11 protein-coding genes are annotated in these 17,455 nt (G+C 46.5%); 7 read left to right on the top strand and 4 right to left on the bottom strand.

The window, feature by feature from the left end; genetic code table 11:
* Nucleotides 1-82: 82 nt before the first annotated feature.
* Complete coding sequence (rsmI, locus tag IQ263_RS24620; RefSeq protein ID WP_194070749.1) at nt 83-946, bottom strand: 16S rRNA (cytidine(1402)-2'-O)-methyltransferase; 864 nt, start codon at nt 944-946, stop codon at nt 83-85.
* 50 nt (nt 947-996) lie between these two features.
* Here rsmI and IQ263_RS24615 point away from each other — a divergent pair, with 50 nt between their 5' ends.
* From IQ263_RS24615 to IQ263_RS24595, 6 genes are all read left to right on the top strand, one after another.
* Complete coding sequence (locus IQ263_RS24615; protein ID WP_194070748.1) at nt 997-1,860, top strand: sugar kinase; 864 nt, start codon at nt 997-999, stop codon at nt 1,858-1,860.
* 224 nt (nt 1,861-2,084) lie between these two features.
* Nucleotides 2,085-3,215, top strand: a complete 1,131-nt coding sequence (locus IQ263_RS24610) for a cupin-like domain-containing protein (RefSeq protein WP_194070747.1) — start codon at nt 2,085-2,087, stop codon at nt 3,213-3,215.
* A 206-nt stretch (nt 3,216-3,421) separates the two neighbouring features.
* Nucleotides 3,422-4,294 (top strand): 3'(2'),5'-bisphosphate nucleotidase CysQ family protein, encoded by an 873-nt coding sequence (locus tag IQ263_RS24605; RefSeq protein ID WP_194070746.1) that lies wholly within the window; start codon nt 3,422-3,424, stop codon nt 4,292-4,294.
* Between the two features lie 53 nt (nt 4,295-4,347).
* Nucleotides 4,348-4,545, top strand: coding sequence for a hypothetical protein (locus IQ263_RS24600; protein ID WP_106148975.1), 198 nt, complete (start codon nt 4,348-4,350; stop codon nt 4,543-4,545).
* Between the two features lie 154 nt (nt 4,546-4,699).
* The gene (locus tag IQ263_RS30135; RefSeq protein ID WP_442921521.1) at nt 4,700-4,810 is read left to right on the top strand and encodes a hypothetical protein; all 111 of its coding nucleotides are present in this window, start codon (nt 4,700-4,702) and stop codon (nt 4,808-4,810) included.
* 411 nt (nt 4,811-5,221) lie between these two features.
* Entirely contained in the window at nt 5,222-13,474 is an 8,253-nt protein-coding gene (locus IQ263_RS24595) for a DUF4347 domain-containing protein (protein ID WP_194070745.1), read from the top strand.
* Between the two features lie 387 nt (nt 13,475-13,861).
* On the opposite strand, the gene dprA is transcribed toward IQ263_RS24595, so the two are convergent.
* From dprA to IQ263_RS24580, 3 genes are all read right to left on the bottom strand, one after another.
* Nucleotides 13,862-15,013, bottom strand: a complete 1,152-nt coding sequence (dprA, locus tag IQ263_RS24590; RefSeq protein WP_194070744.1) for a DNA-processing protein DprA — start codon at nt 15,011-15,013, stop codon at nt 13,862-13,864.
* Between the two features lie 123 nt (nt 15,014-15,136).
* The gene (locus tag IQ263_RS24585; protein WP_194070743.1) at nt 15,137-15,805 is read right to left on the bottom strand and encodes a YdcF family protein; all 669 of its coding nucleotides are present in this window, start codon (nt 15,803-15,805) and stop codon (nt 15,137-15,139) included.
* Between the two features lie 229 nt (nt 15,806-16,034).
* Nucleotides 16,035-16,685 carry a DUF2301 domain-containing membrane protein gene (locus IQ263_RS24580; protein WP_194070742.1) on the bottom strand — a complete coding sequence of 217 codons (651 nt, stop codon included), beginning with the start codon at nt 16,683-16,685 and terminating at the stop codon, nt 16,035-16,037.
* 84 nt (nt 16,686-16,769) lie between these two features.
* Between IQ263_RS24580 and IQ263_RS24575 the strand changes: the two genes are divergently transcribed.
* Nucleotides 16,770-17,432 carry a hypothetical protein gene (locus IQ263_RS24575; RefSeq protein WP_194070741.1) on the top strand — a complete coding sequence of 221 codons (663 nt, stop codon included), beginning with the start codon at nt 16,770-16,772 and terminating at the stop codon, nt 17,430-17,432.
* Nucleotides 17,433-17,455 lie beyond the last annotated feature (23 nt).

Here is a 17,455-nt window from a genome sequence, read left to right as displayed (position 1 = left end):
GGGGAGAGGGGGAGACGGGGAGAGTGGGAGAGTGGGAGAGGGGGAGACGGGGAGAGTGGGAGAGTGGGAGAAGAAAGGAGGGTTATTCTAGTGATTCGTTGTCGCCAATTGTGAGGGCGAGTTGGTAGATTTGGCGGCGGGGGAGGGATGTTTGTTGGGCTAGTTGGCGGCTGGCTTGGGAACGGCTGATGCCTTCTGCTATTAATGTTTGTAATTCGGCTTTGATGGCGTCTTCGGAGAAAATTGGTGCGTCTGTTTGCAGGCCGCCAATTACGAGGGTAAATTCTCCCTGGGGTTCGCGTGCGGTGTAAAGTTCGATCGCACTTTCGATATTACCACGCCAAAACTCTTCGTGCATTTTAGTTAACTCTCTCGCCAGCACAATGTGTCTGTCGGTTCCCAAGGTATTTGCTAAATCTTGTAAAGTTTGCCGCAACCGGTGGGGAGATTCGTATAAGATAATAGTGCGGGATTCTATTTGCAAAGCTTCTAAACTCCGCTGGCGTTCTTGACCTTTGGCGGGCAAAAATCCTTCAAATACAAATCTGTCTGTAGGTAATCCCGATGCACTTATCCCGACTATGCAGGCGCTGGGGCCGGGAATTGGAATAATATTAATGTTAGCATCGGCGCAGGCTTTGACTAATTCGTATCCGGGGTCGGAAATTCCAGGCATTCCAGCGTCGGTTACAATGGCGATACTTTTTCCTAACTGCAGTTTGTCGATTAATTCGGGGAGTCGCTGCTGTTGGTTGTGTTCGTGATAGCTGATTTGGGGTGTTTTGATTTGAAAGTGGTGTAAAAGTTTGCCTGTGTGGCGGGTGTCTTCGGCTGCGATGAAATCTACTGTTTGTAAAATTCGGATAGCGCGATATGTCATGTCTTCGAGGTTGCCGATTGGGGTTCCGACAATGTAAAGTGTTCCTGTGTTAGGATTTGGCTGCATTAGGAGATTTTTTTGTTTTTAACCGCAGATGTACGCGGATTAATGCGGATATGAAAACTGGATTATTTTTGGGATTGGCGACTTTAGATTTAGTTTATTTAGCCGAGAAGCCTCCGGGTGAAAATCAGAAAGTTGTTGCTGCTGATTGTACCATTGCTGCGGGCGGGCCGGCGACAAATGCTGCGGTGACTTTTAGCTGTTTGGGGAATGCGTCGGTGTTGGCGGGGGTTTTGGGCAGTGGCGCGATCGCCCAATTGATCCGTGCAGACTTAGCCGAGTATAATGTCAGGATAATCGATTTGCAACCAGGGATCTCGCACTCTCCGCCAGTTTCTTCGATTATTGTAACTGAAGCAACGGGCGATCGATCGGTAATTTCCATCAATGCTACGAAATCGCAAGTTGACAGTCAAACAATTAACCAGGACATTTTAACATCAGTTAATATCATACTGTTTGACGGACACCAAATTCCAGCCAGCCAAGAAATCGCTGAACTCGCCCAATCAAAAAACATTCCCATCGTCCTCGATGGCGGCAGTTGGAAACCAGGATTAACAGAAATCTTACCCTTCGTTAAATGGGCCGTATGTTCCGATAACTTTCATCCGCCCGACTGCAAAAAATCAGAACAAGTCTTTGCTTACCTCTCAGCAGCCGGAATTCCCCACATTGCCATCACGCGCGGCGAAAAACCGATTAAATACCTCAGTAAAGGCAGTTTCGGCAGTTTAGAAGTGCCTCAAATCCAAGCCGCAGACACCTTAGGCGCAGGCGACATTTTTCACGGCGCTTTCTGTCACCATATTTTACAAGACAACTTTACAAATGCCCTCACGGCAGCCGCCAAAATAGCTTCCAATTCCTGCAAAACTTTCGGAACCCGTCAATGGATAAAAAACATTCAACCTTAACTTTAAAATAACCCAAATATCCGGAAAAAAGCGATCGCACCCAGAAAACAGAAACAGACAACACTTGTTAAGCTAAAATAATCATATCAACCCTCTCCTTTCTTCCTTCGCGCCCTTTGCGTCTTCGCGGTTCGCCCAAAAAATCCACAAATCAAACAAGATTGCTATATTAGTAAAACACCTGCAAGCAAAACAAAACTACCCCAAAACAAAACACTCAAATCATGGCTGAAACTCAACCCCTAAGCATCACACTTCCCCCCTTGCGGATTACCCTAACCGAAGAACAACAGGTTAATCTAGAATGGCTGACGCAAAACTTACCAAACCTACTCACAGCAGCGCCAAGCAAACCAGAAGTCCCCGACAACTTGAAACAGTGGGTAGCGGCCAACAAATTATTAAATAAAGCAGACGCAGAAATCATTCAAGCCCTAGTAAATACCGGCATAGATGCCGAAACAGCAACTGCAGAAGTTACCGAAATATCATCTCATCCGTACTTCCAAGCAGGTAGCCATTACGTACAGCTATTGCAGAAACTGGAATCGCAACTCAACATCAACAATCAATTAGCCGCACTCTCTTCCAAGTTTGGCACAATCGAACGCAAAAGCAGCCTTTCCAGAGAGTATTTTTTAGAAAATTACTACGCTAAAAATACTCCCGTAATTATTACCAACATCATGCACAACTGGAAAGCATTACAGTTGTGGACACCGGAGTATTTGCAGCAAAAATACGGAAATGCAGAGGTAGAAATTCAAGCCAACCGCAACTCAGACCCGGATTACGAAATCAAGGTACACAACCACAAAAAAATCGTTTTCTTCCGCGAGTATGTAGATAGGGTCGTCAACGGTGGGCCCAGCAACGACTGCTACATGGTTGCTAACAATCAAACTCTGGAAAGAGAAGAATTTAAATCGCTATTTAACGACTTTGAGATTTTCCCAGAATACCTCAATCCCGGTGATACAAAAGGCAGAGTTTTCTTTTGGTTCGGCCCGAAGGGTACAATTACGCCGCTGCATCACGACCCAGTTAACTTAGTTTTAGCACAGGTATCGGGACGCAAACTGATTAAATTGATTTCTCCGCAGCAAACACCTCTGCTTTACAATCATGTCGGAGTTTTTAGCAAGGTTGATGGCGAGAATCCCGACTATGACAAATATCCGCTTTACAGAGATGCTAAAATTATTGAGGTAATTTTAGAACCGGGAGAAGTTATATTTATTCCTGTGGGTTGGTGGCATCATGTAAAATCGCTGGAAGTGAGTATTTCGGTGTCGTTTACTAATTTTGTGTTTCCCAATTATTATGAATGGAAATATCCTCATATTAATTGGTAGTTGTCAGTTGTCAGTTGTCAGTTGACAGTTGACAACTTGCAAACACGAACATCTATCGCGGTTCTCAAGCGTGGTGAGGATAGCCCTATGCCCTATGCCCGGTTTGGCCTATGCCCTATGCCCTATGCCCTATCCTGGATAGTACCTCATATGAGAGTTAAAAAGGCTATATCTGCGTTTATCAGCGTTCATCTACGGTTGAAAAAATGAAAAATCTTGAAGAATTAAGCGAAATTGCGCGGGCGGTGGCTTGGGGTGCGACAGATATTTTGCAATCCTACTATCGCCCCGATTCCCAGACTCCCAACCTCGACATTCAAGAGAAAAAAGACGGCCCAGTTACGGCGGCCGATGTCGCTGTTAATTCTTACATTTTAGATGAATTGCAGTCTGTTTTAGGGAATGCAGAATTTGGTTATCTCAGCGAAGAAACTTACAAAGCTTATTTAGAAAAAAACGGGAAAGTTGCCTTAACTCAAGATTGGGTTTGGATTATTGACCCTTTGGATGGAACGCGCGATTTTATTGACAGGACAGGCGAATTTGCCGTTCACATTGCTTTAGCATATCATGGAAGACCGGTATTGGCAGTTGTCGCTTGGCCGCAACAGCAAAAGATTTATTACGCAATTCGAGATGCTGGTACTTTTGGGGAAAGTCGCGGGGGTTCTGCGGTGAAATTGCAGGTTTCTGCGCGCAATGTAGTGGCAGATTTATCTATAGTAACCAGCCGCAGTCACCGGGACGATCGCTTTAATCAATTGTTACACAAATTGCCTTGTCAAAATCAACTAGCTGTGGGCAGTATCGGCTGCAAAATTGCGACAATTGTAGAACAAAAAGCTGATGTTTATATTGCCCTTTCGGGAAAGTCTGCGCCGAAGGATTGGGATTTAGCGGCACCGGAATTAATTTTGACGGAGGCGGGCGGTCGATTTACTCGTTTTGATGGTTCTGCTTTGCAGTACAACCGCGGAGATGTGAGTCAGTGGGGGGGATTGTTGGCGAGTAACGGTTGCTGTCACGATGCTTTGTGCGGGGATGCTGAGAGGATTTTGGCAGGGATTGATGGGAGTTGAATTTAAGTGCAAATAATTTGCTATATTAATAATATCATAATGTGGCAAAATGTATGAGCGTTAAAGAACTTGAAACAGCAATTATGAATTTGTCGGTTAAGGAACTATCGGAGTTAACTACTTGGCTGATAGAGTATCGACAACAAGTTTGGGACCGGCAAATTGAAGAAGATTTGGAGGATGGGCGGTTAGATGCGCTACTTGATGAAGTTGATGCAGAGTATGAAGCTGGATTGGCTAAAGTGTTATGAAGCATCTGACTTTACCGCGTTTTTGGCAGTGCTATCGCCAGCTACCTAAAGAAATACAAGCCTTAGCTGATAAAAATTACAATTACTAAAAGTCGATCCGTATCATCCTTCACTGCATTTAAAAAAAGTTGGCAGGCGAAAGCAATTGCAATCGGTGCGAGTAGGCGATAGTTACCGAGCTCTGGGAGTTGAGAAACCTGAAGGTATTGTATGGTTTTGGATAGGGACTCATGGCGATTACGATGCAATTTTAGCTCAGAAATAAAGCACCCGATCGCCCTTGTGCATTTCATTTACGAGCGCCCTTAAATATTCTAACTAATAACCTGTAGGGGCGGGTTTTACGAAAAATAATTGCCTAATACCCATAATCTCATAAACCCGCCCCGATCGCACATATCTATCAAAAAGACGATATTAATACTTAGATATAATTACACTGGCAACTTATTGATTTTGTGTTGAATTATCAACTTCGTGCTGGATAGTACGAAATATTACTTAATTAATTTTTGTATCTTTATCAAAGCTTTAATAACTAAGTGTTTTTATGGAGAAAAGTTTATATATTTTCTCTGAAACAACTGTTATGGTTGCTACAAGCTTCAAAAAGAGTTTCGGATGCAAGTCGCGAAACCGGGGAATTGTTGTCTTTTTTACCCGAGTCAGGTGTATTATGCCGAAATTAAATAATCGAGTTTCAGTAAGTGCGATCGCCTTTATCGACACTCAAGTACCAAATTATCAAAGTTTGATTGCCGGGGTAAAACCGGGTACGGAAGTAGTGGTTTTGGATGGGAATCAAGATGCGATCGACCAAATTACTGCTGTTTTACGCGATCGAACCAACATTGACAGCATTCACATAGTTTCTCACGGTGCTCCCGGTAGCCTGCAACTCGGCGGCAGTAGCTTGAGTTTAGATGATATTGAGGGCGATCGGGATTCTCTACAGAAGTGGTTTGCGCCACCAACTGAGTCGATCGGTCAAAATCGAGCTAATATCCTACTCTACGGGTGCTCCGTAGCGGCAGGCGAGACAGGTAAAGCATTTGTCAAACGCTTGAGTGAGTTAACCGGCGCTAGTGTTGCAGCTTCCCAAAACCTCACGGGAAGTGTAGCAAAGGGCGGGGACTGGGAACTGGAAATCAGCACCGGAGAAATCAAAACACCCCTAATATTTGCAGCCGAAGTATTGGCAGGTTACGAGTACGTTTTGAATAGTTTTGGTGCGGCAACTAATATTGGTGCGGGAACAAATCCCTACGGTATTGCTACTGCCGATTTTGACCTTGATGGCAAACCCGATATAGCTGTAGGATCTAATAATAATGTTTCTATCCTGTTAGGAAATGGTACTGGTGGCTTTAATCCTGCTCCTATTCCTACCTTGGCGGTGTCAAATCCCGGATCGATCGCGATCGGCAATTTTAACAGCGATAATTTCCCCGACTTGGCAGTAGTGGGTAGCGGCACTGGCAGCGCCCTCTCAATTTTCTTAGGAAATGGTACGGGCGGTTTTGGCAGCCCCACTCCATATCCTACAGGAATATACCCTATCTCGGTTGCAGTTGGGAAGTTTAACGCAGATAACTTTTCCGACGTAGCAGTAGTCAATGCAAGCCCTGGCAGTACCTCTGGCACTGTCACAATTTTGCTGGCAAATAGCAGCGGCAGCGGGGCATTGAATTTCAGCACAAACTTGAGCGCGCAGTCACTTCCCGCTTTCATGACAGTGGGGGACTTTAACGGAGATACTTTTTCCGATTTAGCTGTGCCGAACAGTTTATCTAACACCATTTCTGTTTTTTTAGCGAATGGCACCGGCGGATTTGGTGCACCTACTAATGTTGCAGCAGGGATAAATCCAAATTCGATCGCCACTGGGGACTTTAACGGAGACAATCTCCTCGACTTAGCCACAGCTAACAACGGTTCTAACAATGTCTCAATTCTATTAGGAAATGGCACTGGTGGCTTTGGCGCGGCCACTGAGTTTAGCGCGGGGACAGGGCTGCAAGGCATTGTTGCGAATGACTTTAGCGGAGACGGCAAACTTGACTTAGCAGTAAGAAGCAGCAGCGGCGCATCAATTTTAGTTGGTAACGGTACTGGCGGTTTTAGTGCACCCATTAACTTTGCTGCGGGCACAGATCCATATTCCATTATTGCCGGCAACTTTAATGCTGATACTCTCCCGGATTTGGCATTAACGAACAGCGGTTCCGATAACGTTTCGGTGCTGCTAAATACACCCAATACAGTTAATTTTGGTACTGCAACATACAGCGGTACAGAAGGAACCACAGACACCGCAGTTGAGATTCCCGTCACCATCAGTGGCGGCACTCCCTTGAGCGATGTAACGGTGCCAATTGCGATCGACCCTAGCAGCACAGCCACCGAAAATTCAGACTACACCTTTTTACCTACCTCAATTACATTCCCCGCAGGTGCAACAGGTGCCGCACTCACCCAGAATGTTGCAGTTACTATCAAACCCGACAATCTCCCTGAAAACGCCGAAACCGCAATCCTCAACTTTGGCACAATCACCGGAGGAGTTGCAGGTACAACCAATCAAACCACACTAACTATTGCAGCCAACGGTACTGTTTCTTATGCCATTGCCGCCGGTATTGCCAGCATTCCCGAAGGTAATAGTGGCACAAAACCTCTGACTTTCACCGCGACTCGCAGCGGCAACACCGGCGGGGCAAGTAGCGTTAATTATGCGATCGCCGGAACTGCTACAAACGTCAGCGATTATAACAACATCGGCGGCACTTCAGGGGCAACTACTGCTACTGGCACAATTAATTTTGCGGCTGGTGAAACATCCAAAACCATTACTCTCGATGTATTAGGCGACACCCTAGTTGAACCCGACGAAACCATTGCCGTCACCCTGTCCAATCCCACCAGCCCAGGCGTAACACCGACAATTACCACTGCTACCGCTACCACAACTATTACTAATGATGACAAAGCTGGCTTTACTGTTAACCCAACAGCATTAAGTACAAGTGAAGTCGGTGGCACTGCTACCTTCACAGTCAAACTAAATTCGCAACCGAGTGCTAACGTTACTTTCGCTTTGAGCAGTTCCAATGTGGCCGAAGGAACAGTTTCAACTAATAGCTTAACTTTCACTCCCGCTAACTACAATCAACCGCAAACAATAACGGTGACTGGCGTTGACGATTTAGTAGCTGATGGCCCTCAACCTTACAAAATAGTCACGGCTGCTGCTGTGAGTACCGATGTTAATTTCAATAACCTCGATCCTGATGATGTCGCCGTCACCAATAGTGACAATGAAACTCCGGGAATTACGGTGAATCCGACGGCGGGATTAACTACTGGTGAAGATGGCACTAAGGCTGACTTTACTGTGGTTTTGAATACTCAGCCGACTGCTGATGTTACTATCGGTTTGAACAGTTCCAATGTTGCGGAAGGAACAGTTTCAACTAACAGTATAACTTTCACTCCGGCTAGCTGGAATGTGCCGCAACCGGTGACAGTAACTGGAGTTAATGACAGTATTGCTGACGGCGATATTGAGTACAAAATTGTCACAGCGCTTGCTGTTAGTACAGATGCGAATTACAGCAACCGAGAGGTAGCCGATGTTGGTATTACCAATAAGGACAACGATACGGCTGGTGTTTCTGTTAGTGTTGCCGAAACAACTGCTACCGAAGGCGGTGCAAACGGTACGTACACTTTAGCACTGAAATCGCAGCCGATCGCCCCTGTAACTCTAACTCTCACAACAGATAATCAGATTCAGCCGATCGCCCCTATCACTTTCACTCCCAATAATTGGAATGTCGCTCAACCCGTTACTGTGATAGCTGTTGACGATGCGGTGGTGGAAGGTTCACACAGCGGGAAAATTACTCACAGTGCGAGCAGCACTGATGCTAAGTATAATGTGGTGGTGGTTCCAGGGGTGAGAGTGGCGATCGCAGATAACGATGTAGCGCCACCGCCGCCACCGCCAACTCCAACGCCAACACCGACTCCAACTCCGACAACATCTGTCACTCCGACTCCAACTCCGACAACATCTGTCACTCCGACTCCAACTCCGACAACATCTGTCACTCCGACTCCAACTCCGACAACATCTGTCACTCCGACTCCAACTCCGACAACATCTGTCACTCCGACTCCAACTCCGACAACATCTGTCACTCCGACGCCAACTCTGACGACATCTGTCACTCCGACGCCAACTCCGACAACATCTGTCACTCCGACGCCAACTCCGACAACATCTGTCACGCCGACTCCGACTCCGACGACTGGGACTCCGACTCCGACTCCGACGACTGGGACTCCGACTCCGACTCCGGGAGGAGCACCGCTACCGCCCGATTCGGATTCGCCGACGCCGACACCGACACCAAACACTACAGGAACAGGTGGCATAAACAGACCGATCTTAATACCCATATCTAACGATCGGCCTCAATCTGTCGGAACTGTCGATCGAATTACTGATCTTAACGATCCCACGATAAGTTTTTCCCAAGCTACTTACAAAGTCAAGGAAAGTGCCACAGAAGTCGTTAAGCAAGAAATTACTCTCACTCGCACCGGGGATATAAGCAAAACTTCCAGGGCGTACCTACAACCTGTTACTGGTGGTTCAGCGACTTTGGGAAAAGATTGGAACTTTGCCTCCAATTACTCTGGTCAACTTACCTTTAACCCAGGCGAAGATACCAAAACTTTCACAGTTGATATCTTATCGGATGGTGAAGCTGAGGGAACAGAAGAAATCGCGTTTCGGATCGCTAGTGCGGATAATGCCAATATTGGCACTCAGAGCTCTACGACCTTGAAAATTTTGGATAAAGTTTTCACCAACGAACTCGCCGATCTGAAGATACCTGGTTTTGTCGGCCCTAATGCGTGGGGAGACTTCGACAATGACGGCGATTTGGATCTGTTGGTGATGGAAGGAGGTAGTGTACAAAACAACTCATTTTCTTTTCCCCGATCGCAATACACCCCGAAAGTTTACAGCAACGACAACGGTAGCTTTACACCAGTTGATATAGGCCTGCCTACCGTTTACGGAGGTGTGATCCAGGAAAATGGGAAAGAGCATAATTCCAAACCTTCTGCTACATGGGGAGACAGCGACAATGATGGCGATCTCGATATCTTGCTCACAGGCGTAATTGATACTCCTCCACCAGACCCTTCTTCCATCCCTGGTGCACCCTACGTCCCAAGTTTTCCCTACACCCCCATCACCAGACTGTACCGGAACCAGAGGACTGATAGCACTCTTCCCGATTACCCAACCTCGATCGACCCCACTAAATTTACTCTAGACAGCAGGGTAAAGCTGCCTGGTATTTTCAACGGTTCCGCAGCTTGGGGAGACTACAACAACGATGGCAGAAAGGATCTCGTACTCACAGGTGACACGAGTTCAGGCTACATCGCCAAAGTGTTCCGCAACGAGCTTACTGGCTTTAACAACGGCAGTATCTTTTACTACGCCCTTACCTTTGAGGAGGAGACTGGGGCTAGCTTGCCCGGTGTTATTGGCAATGCGGCCTGGGGAGACTACGACAACGATGGCAAACCCGATATCTTGCTGACAGGGGACACCGCTGCACAAAGCGACCCCAAGTCAAATTACATCGCAAAATTGTATCGCAACACTGGCAATGGCTTTACCGAAAAGCCACTGCCGCAAAATCAAAACCCCCAAGAACCTATTATTTACGGTGCATGGGGAGACTCCAACAGCGATGGCAAACTAGATATCTTGCTTACAGGTGGAGCAGGTGGAGCGTCGCGTCCAAATGAATTGAACTACGGCCGTACCAGATTGCTCGGAAACAATAGCTATGGGGATACTACTAGCTTTCAGGAAGCTTATTACCAATTCGGGTATGGTGGTAGTCCCGGTGCTTGGGGAGACTACGACAACAATGGCAAGCTGGATATCCTTGTGACAGAAGTGGGTGGTAATCCGGGTTCCAGTGTCGCCCAAGTTTACGAAAAAAATGATGCTGGCACCAATTTTGAACTCCTCAAGGATGCAGGGCTGCCTGATAATGTTGCCAGCCCGAGTTCTTCGGGAGACTACGACAAGGACGGCAGACTAGATATTGCACTCACGACAAGAGATAATTCACCCGGTAGCAGTGACACCTTTGTCAAAGTCTACCGCAACAATACCCCTAATGCGAACACGCCACCCTCTGCACCTCAAGGTTCCAATTACCCTTGGATTACTCCCGAAGGAGTTATCTTAAGTTTGCCCGGAGGACAGGGGAATCCGATCGACGCTCAAACTCCAAATCAGGGTTTAAGCTATAACCTACAAGTTTGGACTACTCGTCCCAATCCCTCCTACGGTGGCGACCCTATTAAAGAGTACATTGTTGGCCCGATGTCCCTGGATGATGGAACTCGGCAAGTAGTGCAGTTGGGAAATGTCCATCAAGCCAACCCCAACAGCCCCAGCAATTCCTACTCGCCTGGTTGGCTGTTAAAACCAGATTACTTAATCCCTGAACAAACTTATAACTGGAGTGTACAGGCGATCGACGGTGCTTGGGCGGGTTCACCGTTTGTCGAAGGACAACCTTTTTCTTTTACAGCCCCTAATATCGAACCAACGCTGACCATCAGTGCTACAGATCCCAATGCTGCGGAAACCATCTTTCCACCCGAAGAACCCAATCCTGGAAAATTCACCATTACCCGTACTGGCAACCTAGCTAATGCGCTGAATGTCTACTACAGGTTCAAGGGGTTCGATGTGTCAGATGGATCGTATAGTAATCAAAACAACCTTGCTCTACCAGGTCCTGATTACGAATTAGTTTCAGATTCCGAACCCCCTCAGTTATTACCCACTAACCCGTCCTACGGCTATAACAACTTTGTCACCATTCCAGCGGGTCAACGCAGCGTCAACATGGTTGTCAATGTCCGCGATGACAGCCAAGTAGAGGGCGACGAAAAAGTAGTTATCACCTTAGAAAATACTCCCTACCCCCAAAAGATAGGCGAGTCATCTACTGCTACTGTGACGATCGCAGACAACGACCCCAACAACCCGCCGAAAATCAACTACGGCCCCGATACAACCCCTTGGCATCACGAGTTCAAGACAGTAAGCAATAACCCATTAACATTCGAGTACCAATTTCCGTCGAACACTTTCACTGACCCCGATCCAGGTGACACGCTTACCTACACAGCAACTCTGATGGACGGCAGTCCCCTGCCAAGTTGGCTCACCTTCAATCCAGATACCCGTACACTCAGTGGCGCAAGTCCCATACCGCAGGAGTTCAGGATTAAGTTAACAGCAACAGACAGGGCTGGCGCTACTGTCAGTGACGACGAGACGGGTCCATATTCGGGTAAGGGTATGTTGCTGCAATTTAGCAGCACCGGCGTAGTCATTGACGGTTACATAGAGGGTGCAACCCTCTTCCTCGATGCCAACAAAAACAGCATCCTCGACACCAACGAACCATCCACAATTACCGATACAGGCGGTAAATTCAATCTCAACATCCCCTTCGAGACTTTCGACACCAACAAAAACGGAGAAATCGACCCATCAGAAGGCAATCTAGTAGCCACAGGAGGCACTGACACCGCCACCGGCTTACCCCTAGAAACACCAGTCACCGCACCCCCAGATTCTAGTGTAGTCACCCTCCTAACCACCTTAGTCGCCGACTTAACCGACAAAGGAATTGCACTAGAAGAAGCCCAATCTTTAGTCAAAGCCGCCCTTGGACTCCCCGCTGAAGTTGACTTAACTAGCTTAGATCCGATCGCAGCCACCAACCAAAATTTACCAGGCGGAGTCCAAGTCTTATCCGCAATGGTGAAAGTCCAAAACTTCATCACCCAAACCAGCGCTTTGATTGACGGCGCTTCCAGTGCAGTCAATACCGATATTGTCAAGGCTGTTGTCAGTTCAATTACCGATCGAATTCAATCCAGTACAGTCTTAAACCTCAGCAACGCAGCAGCTTTAGAACCAATCATTCAGCAAGCAGCCGCTAAAATCCAGCAAATAGACCCCAGTTTCAACTCTCAACAAGTCAGCCAAATTACCTCGCAATCCGCGACAGTAATGGCAACAGCCAATCAACGTATTGATGCGGCTGTTTCCAACCCAACAGCAACATCAATTCCTGAATCAGTTGCCCGCGTCCAACAAGTAGCCTTGGGCCCGACAACTCAAGATTTCAAAGCAGTTGGTACGGGAAACAAACCAATTTCCCTGGTAGTTACTGAGAATACCGGTGCTGCTTTAGATAGCCGAATTCAAGCAGTAGTTTTACCAGTTGGCCTTGCGACTCCCGTTCTCACCGGCGATGCTGATTTGGGCAGCAATTCCCCGAATGCAATTCTCGGTACAAATGGCGACGATATCCTGATTGGCGACAGCACGGATAATGTATTGATGGGTATGAGGGGCAATGATTCCCTCGATGGAACTCTGGGAAATGACACTGTTTTCGGCGGCAAAGGTAGCGATACTTTGCTCGGAAGTAGCGGTGATGATGCCTTGTTTGGCAATCGCGGCACTGACATTTTGAACGGCGATGATGGCAACGATCTACTTTACGGAGGTAAGGGAGATGATTTGCTGACTGGCGGTTTGGGAAGTGATACTTTGACGGGAGGAATGGGAGTAGATAAATTCCTACTCTCTACGAATTCCGGTACTGATACGATCGCAGATTACGAAATCGGTCAAGACTTGTTAGTATTGGGTAGCGGGCTGGATTTCTCGCAGTTGGCGATTAGTCAAGATAGGGCGGTTACTTTAATTCGGTTGGCACAAACTGGGGAGATTTTAGCTGCTCTCAGTGGAGTTTCTGCTAGCAGTATTAGTGCTGCGAATTTCGGATTAATTTGAGTAGGGACACGGCATTGCCGTGTCCTCAATTGCCGTGTTGTCGATAGTTATATCCGATTGGGTTATCGGGGCAATTTCATCATCCAATCCGGTTGATTTTACCCGTTACCCGAAATCAGGACACGGCAGTGCCGTTTCCCTACAATTAATCGGGTGATGCTTGCATCCGAGGGGGTTAATAATTATTTTCGGGTAGGGAAACAGCACTGCCGTTTCCAGAGTTGCCGTGTTATTGATGGTTATATCTGAGATTTTGCACGATTCTCAATCATCTTTTTATGAACAGGCAAGATGCCTGTTCCACAAAAAAAATTATCTCTTGTGGAACGGGCATCTTGCCCGTTCTTCAGAATGGTGCAAGATGTGAGTTATATTCTACCTTTAACATCAGCAGCGCTGATAACGCATTCCCGGCAACTGCGACACTAATCCCAACAATTCTAATTGCAAAAGTATACCAGAAACTGTTCCCGCTTCTAATCCCGCTGCTTCCACAATTGTGTCAAAAGAAATTGTCCCGGAGCCGATCGCACTTAACACCTTAGCCAATTCCGGCTCCAACGGCGGCGTGCGCTTCTCAACCGTCTGATTTGGCGGAAACAGCGACAACTGCTTGGCATTATCCAATTTTGGCATAGCTCCGAGCATTTCCAACAACCTGTCTTCGCTTAAGAGCCGATCGCTATTCGGGAGAATTGGATGAGCACCTTTACTCAGCAACTCCAAACAACCAAAAGACCGCTCATCATCCAATCTTGCCGTCAAAACATACACGTCCCGGCAAAAATCATTAGCTTGATAAGCAGTAATTAACGCCCCCGATTTGTGCGGAGCTTCAATCACAATTGTAGCCCGACTCAAGCCCGCAATTATCCGATTTCGGCGCGGAAAATTAGTTTTATTCGGTTGAGTTCCCGCCGGATATTCGCTAATTGCCAATCCCTGCTGCAACAGGCGATCGCACAACCGCTCATTCGGCCTAGGATAAACAATATCAACCCCAGTACCAAAAACAGCCAAAGTCCGGCCTCCAGCCTCCAAACAGCTTGTATGAGCCTCCGTATCAATTCCCGCAGCAAATCCCGAAACAACAGTAAAACCATTTGTAGCCAAAGCCACACTAAATTTGCGAGTCCAGCGGCGGCCGTATTCCGAAGGACTTCGAGTCCCAACAATTGCCACCGTCGGCGTAATTCCGCGATTTTCCTTAAGGTCAACTAAACCGCGATAGTACAGCACCGGCGGCGGATTGGGAATCTCTAATAACAAGCTGGGATAATCTGGATCGGCGGGTGTCCAAAAACAGGGATTTTTAATAAGATGTTGTTCAATAAATTCTTGGGGATTGAGTTTGGATCGTTCTTGCAAAACCGTTTCTATTGTCTGTTTCCCAAACCCTTCGACTCGCATTAAATCTACGGGCTTAGCCGTCCAAGCTGCTGCCAAACTAGGAAATTGTTGGTGCAATCTTTGCAACAAAATTGGCCCGATACCGCTAATCTGCGACCATGCTAACCAGTAAGCGCGTTCTTCTAGCAACGACTTGCCCTCAATTGATCTGAAAATGTTTTTATCATTTTGGGTGGGATATAGATTTTTTTTAACGAACCGCAAAGGCGCAAAGAACGCGAAGGGAAGAAGGGGAAGAGTTAAAAAGAATGGCTAAGCTTTCCAATCGACAAAACGGGCGTAAATATAAGCTATGATTTCCCCAATCACCGTCCGAAAACCTTCGCTCGATTTCCACCATTCCTGCGGGTTATAATCTTGCGGTTCTGCAGCTATTATCCCGACTTTAATTTCAGGATGCAGCACTTCTTTAAAAACCATCCAACTTCTGCGGGCGTGAGGGCCAAAGGAATAGAGATTAATTGTGTCTACTTTTAGGGGCGATGCAGCCAGCCAATCTCGAAGGGCGATCGCAGAAGCGGCTGTGCGGTGTTTCATGACATTCGGTGCGGGTACGGCTACCAGTTTGTCCTTGTCAAATCCTAGGGCTATACAAGTCGCTGCTGTCAGTTCGGCATAATTTTTATATTCAGCGAGATAGTAGCCTTTATTTACTGGAATTCCAGTAGTAATTAATTGGCGGTATTTGCCTTTTTTGAATTCGGCGATCGCACTTTCGATCGCATAATCCGGCAACCACCCTTCGACAACCAATATCTCTGATTTCAGTGGCGAATTTACCGCAAAAAATGGATAAATATTTGTGATAATTAAGACCATTGCAATGATTAATCCCACGATCGCAATTACCCAACCTTCCCAGGTAATTGCCCACATTTCTCGGCGGCGGATCAGACTAATTTTGATTTGAGGTTTTCGCATTCTGGCAAAATTCCGATCGAGAGAATTCTTGAGGATTTACGCACCAATTGCTAGAAACCGGGTTTTTCTTAAACTACTTAGTTGTACCCCACAGATGTACAAAACCCGGTTTCTTGAGTCGGAGTGCGATCGCCAATCAATTTTAATAGAAATTACGCCAAAAAACTTAACTTGCGAGTGCAAAATTAAATCCATTAAATCCGCTACTAAATCCGCTGCCGAACCTTCTCTACTGTTTTTGTTTGAGGTACTCAAAAACGCTCTTATCTCCGATGTCCTGCGGTATAGGTTGAAAGAACTTGCGGACTGCAAAAATGATGAACAATATTGCCCAAAATCCCAGCAACAACTGTTCGTTCTCCGGTGACAGAAAACCGAAAATATGTCCTAAAATCAACAGCGGAACTCCCGGAGTTAAAAACTTAGTTTCTAGGCGGTTGAAGCAAAAAGCTTCTTTGAAATAAATGCCATTTAATGCCGCAAAAGTAAAGCCAATTCCCCACAAAGTCGCTGGATTTTCGTACACTGCTAAAGCTAAAGGTTCGCTGCTTTGTAGGGCGACAAATACTGCTGCTGCGCCGCCGATCGCCCAAAACGCCTGTAACGTTCGGTGCAGCGGAATCATGTAAATGTGAATAGTTGCTAAACTAACGCCTAAAGCTATCCAGAAACACGCAAAAACAGGCGTTAAAGCTTGGATTGCTGTTGGGTTGTCGCCGCTTTGCAACACCAGAGTAGCGCCCACCGCCAAACACAGCGCCGCCACTCCCAACCCGGCCCGGTAGATCAGCACTCCGGTGCGATCGCTTTGAGTAATCGTAAACTCGCCGAATTGCCCTTGATAGACTTCCGATTCATCGGGCGATTTCAGTAATTGCATCACAGCTTCCTCCTATCTATCAGACACGAATGTACTTCTGCCAAGATATACTTTATTGATAAACCAGTACAGCGGAACCGAGCGATGCCTAAATTTAACAAACCTCAACTTAACAAATCTAAAGTTAACAAGTCTAAATTTGACGATCGCCCAAATCAAACCAAACCTCTGCTTTCAGAATCAGAACTTCCTCCAGTCCAGCTTGATGAAACCATTGTAGCAGGCAGAAGACCGAAACCGTTCAACGACTTGCAGCGCTTGCTTGCCGAAATACCGGAATTGACAGGGGGGTTCAATCCAGAAGTGTTCGCCCATTTAGATGAAAATAACCCATTTAACGACAAGAAATTTGAAACCCAAATTAAAAAAATCTTAGGAACTAAAAATATTAATTCCACCCGCGACAATTCAATTAAATATCTAGAATACATCAAGCAACATATCCAATATCCCTGCCAGGTTACGGGTATAGAAGAGTTTGAATGGGAAGAAGAGTATACAATGGGTTTGGGTAGCAAAAAAGAATATGTAAGGCTTAAAAAAACTCAACCTTCTTATACTGATAAATTCATAATTGACCGAGTTGAGGATTTTGTGGTTACTGAAGACGGCATTTTTGCCAGAGTGCAGCGCGTCGGCGATCGCAAAAGATTTATCTTGCTTTTAGCAGAGTTAAAAGCAGTCGATGTTATCTCCCCAAACCATCAGTTATTGCAAGATTATGCTGTGTGGTGGATTAACTATTAAGGAAGAGTGGGAGAGGGGGAGAG

The organism is Tychonema sp. LEGE 06208, from assembly GCF_015207505.1.
In the GTDB taxonomy this organism is placed as follows: domain Bacteria; phylum Cyanobacteriota; class Cyanobacteriia; order Cyanobacteriales; family Microcoleaceae; genus Microcoleus.
The sequence above is the reverse complement of the archived record's forward strand: the minus strand, read 5'-3'. Positions and strand labels throughout refer to the sequence as shown.